This is a genomic window from Micromonospora sp. D75 (genome assembly GCF_018070405.1).
GTDB lineage: Bacteria > Actinomycetota > Actinomycetes > Mycobacteriales > Micromonosporaceae > Micromonospora > Micromonospora chalcea.
In genome coordinates this window covers 1-7,305 of the sequence record NZ_JAGPXV010000289.1, presented here as the reverse complement: position 1 = coordinate 7,305, position 7,305 = coordinate 1, and the positions used below count along the sequence as shown (strand labels likewise).

Genomic DNA, 7,305 nt, shown 5'->3' with positions numbered 1-7,305 from the left:
CATTGACTTCGATCACTCACCGTCGATAGCCTCGCGTCGACAATTACCTTCATCGATGGAGGCTGAGCGGTGAGAATTTTACGACTGCGCGAGGCGCTCGTCGCGCTCGTGACGACCGCCCTGATGACCACCACAGCGGCAACACCCGCCACGGCCGCGCCCGGCAGCGACCTGTCCACGCTGGCGAGTTCGTCCACCTTCCCGCTGGCCGACCCGGACACGCTGCTGGCGAAGGACGGCTCCTACGTCACCTACGGCACCACAGTCGGCGCCGGCACCGGCGCGCGCTGCGGCGCGACCGGCAGACTGTACGTACCCGTCCTCGTCCACGGCTCCGGCAGCAGCGTCGGCATGGCCGACTGCGCCTCGCACGACGCGCTGCCGTCCGGCCCGGGCGCCTGGGCCGAGCCCGGCGGCGCGGTCTGGGCACCCGGCGTCGCCCGCTTCGGCAACCGGTTCTTCATGTTCTACACCGCCTCCCGCAAGGGCTCCGGCCAGAAGTGCATCGGACGGGCCGTCTCCGAAAGCGCCCGCGGCCCCTTCCAGAACCAGGGCGAGTGGGCCTGCCCGGACGCCGGGCGGTGGGCACTCGACGCGAACCCCTTCGTGGCCGGCGGGAACCTGTACGTGACCTACCGGGACGACGCCATCGCCTCCGGCGCCGAGACCGGCATCTCCACGGTCCGCACCGACAGTGAGGGCCGCGCGATCTGGGACACCCGCCGGGACATGCTCAAGAGCACCGACATCACCTGGGACACCACCAAGATCAGCGGCGGTACGCACGTGGTGGAGAACCCGGCGATGTGGAAGGCCGCCGACGGCGACTGGTACCTGATGTACTCGGGCAACAACTGGGACAGCGCGCGCTACTCCACCGGCATCGCCCGCTGCGGCGCGACTCCCCTGCCCGGCTCCCGCTGCACCCCCATCCGCGAAGGCGTGTCCCGGCCCTTCTTCGGCTACACCGGCAGCGCCGGACTCAACCCGATCCGCGGCCTGCCCGGCAACCACCAGGGCCCCGGCGGGATGGACGTCTTCGACGCCGCCGATGGCACCGCGCGCGTCGTGTGGCACTGGTGGAACGGCTCCACCCGCTTCCCGATGACCGGCGTCCTGACCCGCCCCTCCACCGGCTTCCTCGTCTCGTAGTCGGCGCGCTTGCCGACACGACTGCTCACCGTAAGCTTCGGATTGGTCACGTTCGGTAGAACTCGTTCACGGAAAATTGCATTTGGCAAGAGGTGGCACCGAAATTTTCTCGATGCGATGCATCTGCTTGTCAGGTACCCGACAGTGAATTGCCCACTCTTGTGCTAGCTGTCCGGCGGGAGGATGCTCGAACCGTCGAACGGCACAGCGTCGCCTCACACAGAGGGCGGCGCCCGGCTGCCACCGGACGCCGCATTCGACTCCACCGCTGCAACGGAAGGAGTCACGTTGACTGTAATCCCTCACGGGTCAGACTTCGAGACACCAGAGGACGAGGACGAAACCGTTGCCGAGCCGACCGACCGGCACCGGCTCATCCTGGCGTACATCAAGACGCTCAGTCCGATCATCGCCGCCGTCGTCGCCTGCATCGGGACGCTGGTGGCAGCGCTGGTCCGCTGACCCGCCGGCCCCGCGCTCCGGCTCCGGCCGGACGCGGGGCCGTCCGCGTCACCGCCTCGTCGCCGGTTCGTCGTCCAATGTCGCCGGCGCGCCGCGTCGCGGCCACTGTCACCGGCGGGCTGCGTCGCCGTCCGGCAGCCGCCGGGACCTGACCTCCGCCAGGATCAGGACCGCCAGGAGCACCACGAACAGCCCTGCCGACCCGGCCACCAGGGGATTGACGTAACCGGGCACCAGGTCGGGGCCGCACGTGGTGTCGCGCAGCGGCCACATGCTCGACGACCCGTCAGCCGACGCGCCGATGCGGTGGCTGTAGCCTTCCGGCCGCCGCAGCATGCAAGCGTCATCGGGATCCAGGATCCCGAAGGTCGTCGCCGCCAACCCGCGACCGTAAGCGGCGGCCCCGGTGAACGCCGCACCGGCGGCCAGGAACCATCCCGCCCGCCTCAGCGCCCATGCCCTGCCCCGGAGGTGCGGGTCGCGACGGAGCGCCAACAGTGCGACCACCACGAACACGAGGGCAGCGGCCGCGAACACCGGCCAGGCCAGAGCGAGCAGCACAAGTGCGAAGAAGACGAGAAACATCGACGTGCAACCTACCGCTCCAGGCGTCGTCGTACCGGCCCCGATCACCTCGCCGGATGGTCAGCATGCGCAACTCTTGTCGCCGGGCTCGGACTTGACCGTGTGCGCATCGGCTATCTGGCCGCCCACCTCACCTGGCACCTCGCGACGGGCACTGTCACCTTGCTCGTTTGTGGCCCGGGAGAGTCGCCTACTCGCCGCTGGAACCCCGGGTGAGCACGTGAGCCGGGACGGCCGAACAGAGCGTGCCCCGCCGCCCCGGCCATGATCAGAACCGCGACGAACGGTCGGGAAATGAGTGAATGCAGGCACCGCCGGCAGGGTTTTCACCCGCTTCCGCACTGACCGGCAACGATTCCGAGACGGAGCCCCTTCGCGCGTCCTCTACACGGGTGGACGCTGCCGTCCCGTCGGGAACGAAGTGACGTACGGCAATCGCAACCGCACGTCCCGCGCCGGCCAACTCATGCAGCAGAACGCGTCAGCGGTCGGACGACATTCCACCAGCAACGGCTGAGGAGATCATCGGCTGAAGCGGGGATGGTTATAGATGGCCCGGCTGAGCAGACTCGCCGTATACGCGGTTACGCACAGTCTCCCGAAGGGTCCCATCAGTGAGCTACAGCGCTCCGCCGCCCCCCGGTTACCCAGCTACGCATTTGCAGCAGCCTCCGAAGAAGCGCCCCGTGCGGCTCATCATCGCAGCGGCCGTCGGCGGTGTCTTGGTGCTCTGCTGCGGCGGAGTGACCATCGCTGCGGCAGTCGGCGGTGGCGACTCACCCCCCGCAAGGAGCGCCGCCGCGGAGGCGACCGCTGCCGCGTCCGTCCCGGCAGAAAGCCCTACAGCAGCACCGTCGGTGGAGATCACCACCGCAGCACCCACTACCCCAACACCCACCACCGCAGCTCCTACGACAACAACACCGAAGCCGAAGCCGAAGGCCACCACCAAGGCGCCGACCGAGCCGAAGGTGTCCGTAGAGCAGGAGAACGCCATCAGGGCCGCCTCCGACTACCTGCAATATCAAGCGTTCTCCCGCTCCGGCCTGATCAAGCAGTTGGAGTTCGAGGGCTACCCGAGGAAGATCGCAACCCAGGCCGTGGATTCTCTGAAGGTTGACTACAAGAAACAGGCTGCCAAGATGGCGAAGGACTACCTCGACACCCAGCCGTTCTCTCGTTCGGGCCTGATCAAGCAGTTGGAATTCGAGGGGTACACGCACGCACAGGCCGTCTACGGTGTCGATCAGGTGATGTGAGAAGGGCATGCGGGTGCCTGTTGCGGCTTTGTCCATGGCGGGTGGCAGGCTCTGGCATGGCTCGCCGTGTCACCTACGGTCGACCGCAGACCATGTCAGTCGGTCGTAGGAGCGCCCCGCATCCGGCGCCTGCCTCGCGCCTCCGGCCAGTTCAAGGCCAGGTTCATCTAGTGGCGGCCGTTGGCGTCTGTGCGGAATTCGGGGTCAGCAAGGACGACCTGTTGCAGTTCTTCGAACGGGTCAGCGACGAGCGAGGGTGGCCGCTGCTGTCAGTCCCGCTCACACAACCGCGTTGCTGCAGCAGATCTCGGCGAGGCGATCGGGCACGCAAGCTCCGGAAGGCGGCACAGTGATCGTTGATCAAACACCTGACCTGGTGCCCCCGGCAGGATTCGAACCTGCGACACACGGTTTAGGAAGGGTGTAGGGCTGGCTGTGCCATTCCTCGCCCTTCCAGGGCACGCGGCCGACGGCTCCCTGCCGGTGCGCATGATCATTCCGCGCATGTTCCGGATCTTGTAACTCGGTCTGACTGCCGCTTACAAGGCAGCTTCGGCGAAGGTCGCAGCATCCGCCGACGTCCATGCGCCCTGGCTCCGGGGCGGGACCCGTCCACACTCGTCCGGCCTCGGCCGCCACCGTTGATGTCAACCGCTGATGTCAGGTCGCCCGCTGGTCCAGTCCATGCATTCGGATGTTGACTCCGCCTGGGAGGGGAGATGGACACACCTCGTCGGCTCCTGCCGAGCGTTGCCAACCAATGCCTTCGAGCAGCTGACGCTAGGCTAGGCGATCGTCGTTGCCTCCTGCGCGCTTGGATCACCTAGCTCGCTGCCTTGTCCCTGCCTTCGCGCGGTACCGTCGGACGAGCCACGTCCGCGGTTGTAGATCTGGTCGTTGACCTGCCTGACGCGGCCTACTTGCCGTCGGATTTGGCCTTGGTAAGGATGTCTTGCAGCACTTGCACGACCTCGGCAGGCAATCCATACGATGGAGTAGCCTCGACTACACTTTGCTCCACACGAGGCGAAAACACCCGCTGTCCCAGCGATCGCATGATCTCCCGCCGTGAGGCCGAGTCCAAGGAATCAGTGAAGGCGCTTACCGTACGCAATTGAACAGCAACGAGCCTGGACGAGGACTCGACATTGCGATGGTAATTGGCTTGGCGACTAGCATATGCAGCGAAGGCCAGAGCCGGAAGCGCCAGAGCAAGGCGCGCGAATTCCTCTGCATTAAAGGTTGGGTTTCCCATCTGCGCAACGACGAATCCCCCGAGTGCTATTGATCCAACAACGGCGAGCGCCAACGCGCTGATCCATAGACGGTAACGCCGACGCTCAGATTCCGCGTACTGCTGGAAGAAAGTAGCCATCCCGTTACTTGCGGCACCCCCTGCCGCCTCAGCAGCGTGTGCCTCAATCTCGTTAACCCGGGCACCCGTCTCCGCTACGACAGCTACAGCTTCTTGAAGCTTGAACTGGTCTAGGGCTAGTTGCAGCTGCCCCAGCCGGAACCGGAAGGAGCGACCGCTTTCGTCTTCCGCCTTATAGGTGCCTAAAGCTTCATCACCCGCTCTAAGGGCATCCCGGCATGCAGATGCAAAGCGTTCGGCGGCCTCTTCGTCGGAAATCGTCAAGATCCGTGACTCCAACTCCAAGACCCAGTTCCTTACCGAATCCAAATACCACTGCGGTAGCCAGTAGAGTGGCTGTCGGTGATTAATAAACTCGGGGAACATCATAGGTTCATATTCAAGCAGCTTGAGCAAATGTTCTACTACTGCACGGCAGAAAACTCTTGACGCGCCGATTTGAGGGTTGCTGGCAACGCCTGCTTCGAGCCTGTAGAGCCCAGGCCGGATAAAATCAACGAAGTCGTGACGCTTTTCGAGGTGGTCAGTCTCCGGGTCCTCGGCGTTCTCCGTCACCATTGCCTCATCCTGTCTGATCCGTCACCTCAGCGCTAGTCCACTCGAACGATGGTCGGCCGCATCGTGACGGCCTCGGCCGGCACCTGGCGGAACCTCACCACCGCCGTACGTGCAAGTCAGACCGGAGGCAGGCGAAGTAGCCGCTGCAGTACAGCCCGATCCCGTGGGCGTCAGGCAACGGTCCCGGTCGTCACTCAGCGGGTCACCGAGCCGGAGTCAGACGTTGAAGCGGAACTACAGGCCGCGATCAGCCCACCAGCAGAAGCGGTGCCCGACGCCTGCTCACGCCACTCTGGCTGCTGCCATGGCTGCTCGCTGGTTGACGACGTTTGACGGTGTCTTGTGCCCCCTGTGTGCCCCAAGCGACTCCTGCCCATGGAACATCACCTCGACCCCTTGACCCCCAGGCAAGGTACTCGGCTCGCCAACCTGCGCCGTCGTGGGCATCTAACTGCCGCCGTCGCCAGCATCCAACTGCCGCAGCCTTCGGCCACGGTCCGTGGACGTCCGCCGCCGCTCGGGCTTGTCGTCACCTAGATAGTCACCCAACAGCGACCCTTCAGCGGTTCAGCCGTGGATGCTGGGTCCGAACGCCGCCACGGTCTGCACCCGCACCACAAGGTACTGAAGTGGTAGACCCTTGGCCGCAGCCTGCCTTGCGTAGTCGGCGGCATCACGTTCGGCTTCGGCGCGGTTGTAGTCCGAATCCGCGTAGGTATCACCGAACTTGACCATTTCAGCGTTCGAGTGGTCGAACTGCATGATCATGAGATGCGTGGACGACAGAGCGCTTCGCTCGACAGCAACCTCGCCGACAGACACCTAAGCCTCCCCAGTACTTTGGGCCGCCAGGCTAGCCGGGGGCGACCGTTTGGCGGATCGCTTGTCTGCTACCCGACAAGACCGCGCCCAGAGGTAGGACCGCCCTGCGGGCCGGCCGACGTCCAGGTAACTACCTCGCGGAGGTTGGATCGGGACACTCGCGCGGGTCGCACGCCTCGGTATCGTGTCACGTCGTGACGGAAAGCAATGGTTCCGGTGTAGTCATTACTGCGCGTAAGCAGGAGGATTGGAGGCCCTGGTTCGGGGATAAGTCCCAATTTGAGCGTCTGACACAAGTTTGTGAAGCCGTATTCGAGAGCCGGCGCGAACGCTACATTTCGGCTGCCAATTCCCTGCCGGACACCTACGAAAAGCAGACAGCCTTAAAGCGGGCGGAAGATGCTCGCGTTACGATGACGATCCACGACGGCACCAGGAACATATCGGGGGCGATAGCCAAGGTGATTCCATCGATCGACTTCGATCATTTGCGGTCGATCATAATTAAAGGTGAGCTGCCCTCCTACCCACGCTTTGGGTCGGCGAAGCTTGAGGTTTGGTTCAATCGCGCTCTCGGCGTTCAGACCACCGTCTCCTCTGATGACGAGGGCTGGGCAATAGAAGCATTCGCTCGGATTGGCGAGGAACTAAAGCGGCGGAGGCCATGGTGGGCTTCCATGAAGACGCCAATCCTCACGACCTACATGGGATTCCTAACGACTACGCTGGTAGGGGTTTTTGCCCTGCTCGCAATCGTCGCCACCAACCTCAAGCTAGACGCGTGGGCATGGTGGCTAGCCCTCGGAGCAATGAGCGTTGTTCAGATCGCGACTAGTGTGCTAGTGGGTCGGTTGCCAGTATTCGAAATTCATGCCGAGGGCGGCAAGCCTAAACGCCTATCGCTACTGCTAACACTCGCATGGACAATTCCTTCTTCGACACTGCTGGCAATCCTTGTCAATCTACTTACAGACTAGCCACGACCCAAACACGGCCGGTCGCGATTCTGCTGCACGACTCAACAATCGGGGTGGAATTGACAGACGCTTGAGGTGATTCCGCCATCCCGTCTGCCATCGGCCCGCCCGTCTG

At 64.1% G+C, this 7,305-nt stretch carries 7 protein-coding genes; 4 read left to right on the top strand and 3 right to left on the bottom strand.

Features of this window, described 5'->3' with window-relative positions:
• The first annotated feature begins 69 nt into the window (after positions 1-69).
• Entirely contained in the window at positions 70-1,152 is a 1,083-nt protein-coding gene (locus KBX39_RS18005; RefSeq protein ID WP_312247452.1) for a family 43 glycosylhydrolase, read from the top strand.
• Between the two features lie 288 nt (positions 1,153-1,440).
• Entirely contained in the window at positions 1,441-1,614 is a 174-nt protein-coding gene (locus KBX39_RS18000; RefSeq protein WP_013283846.1) for a hypothetical protein, read from the top strand.
• 108 nt (positions 1,615-1,722) lie between these two features.
• On the opposite strand, the gene KBX39_RS17995 is transcribed toward KBX39_RS18000, so the two are convergent.
• Positions 1,723-2,199, bottom strand: coding sequence for a hypothetical protein (locus KBX39_RS17995; protein ID WP_043326959.1), 477 nt, complete (start codon positions 2,197-2,199; stop codon positions 1,723-1,725).
• 686 nt (positions 2,200-2,885) lie between these two features.
• Between KBX39_RS17995 and KBX39_RS17990 the strand changes: the two genes are divergently transcribed.
• Positions 2,886-3,458, top strand: a complete 573-nt coding sequence (locus tag KBX39_RS17990) for an Ltp family lipoprotein (RefSeq protein WP_198033303.1) — start codon at positions 2,886-2,888, stop codon at positions 3,456-3,458.
• A gap of 916 nt (positions 3,459-4,374) precedes the next feature.
• Here the strand turns inward: KBX39_RS17990 and KBX39_RS17985 are convergent.
• Positions 4,375-5,391, bottom strand: a complete 1,017-nt coding sequence (locus KBX39_RS17985; RefSeq protein WP_210871634.1) for a hypothetical protein — start codon at positions 5,389-5,391, stop codon at positions 4,375-4,377.
• 567 nt (positions 5,392-5,958) lie between these two features.
• Positions 5,959-6,213, bottom strand: a complete 255-nt coding sequence (locus tag KBX39_RS17980; RefSeq protein ID WP_210871632.1) for a hypothetical protein — start codon at positions 6,211-6,213, stop codon at positions 5,959-5,961.
• A gap of 194 nt (positions 6,214-6,407) precedes the next feature.
• Here KBX39_RS17980 and KBX39_RS17975 point away from each other — a divergent pair, with 194 nt between their 5' ends.
• Complete coding sequence (locus KBX39_RS17975) at positions 6,408-7,190, top strand: hypothetical protein (RefSeq protein WP_210871630.1); 783 nt, start codon at positions 6,408-6,410, stop codon at positions 7,188-7,190.
• The last annotated feature ends 115 nt before the right edge of the window (positions 7,191-7,305 follow it).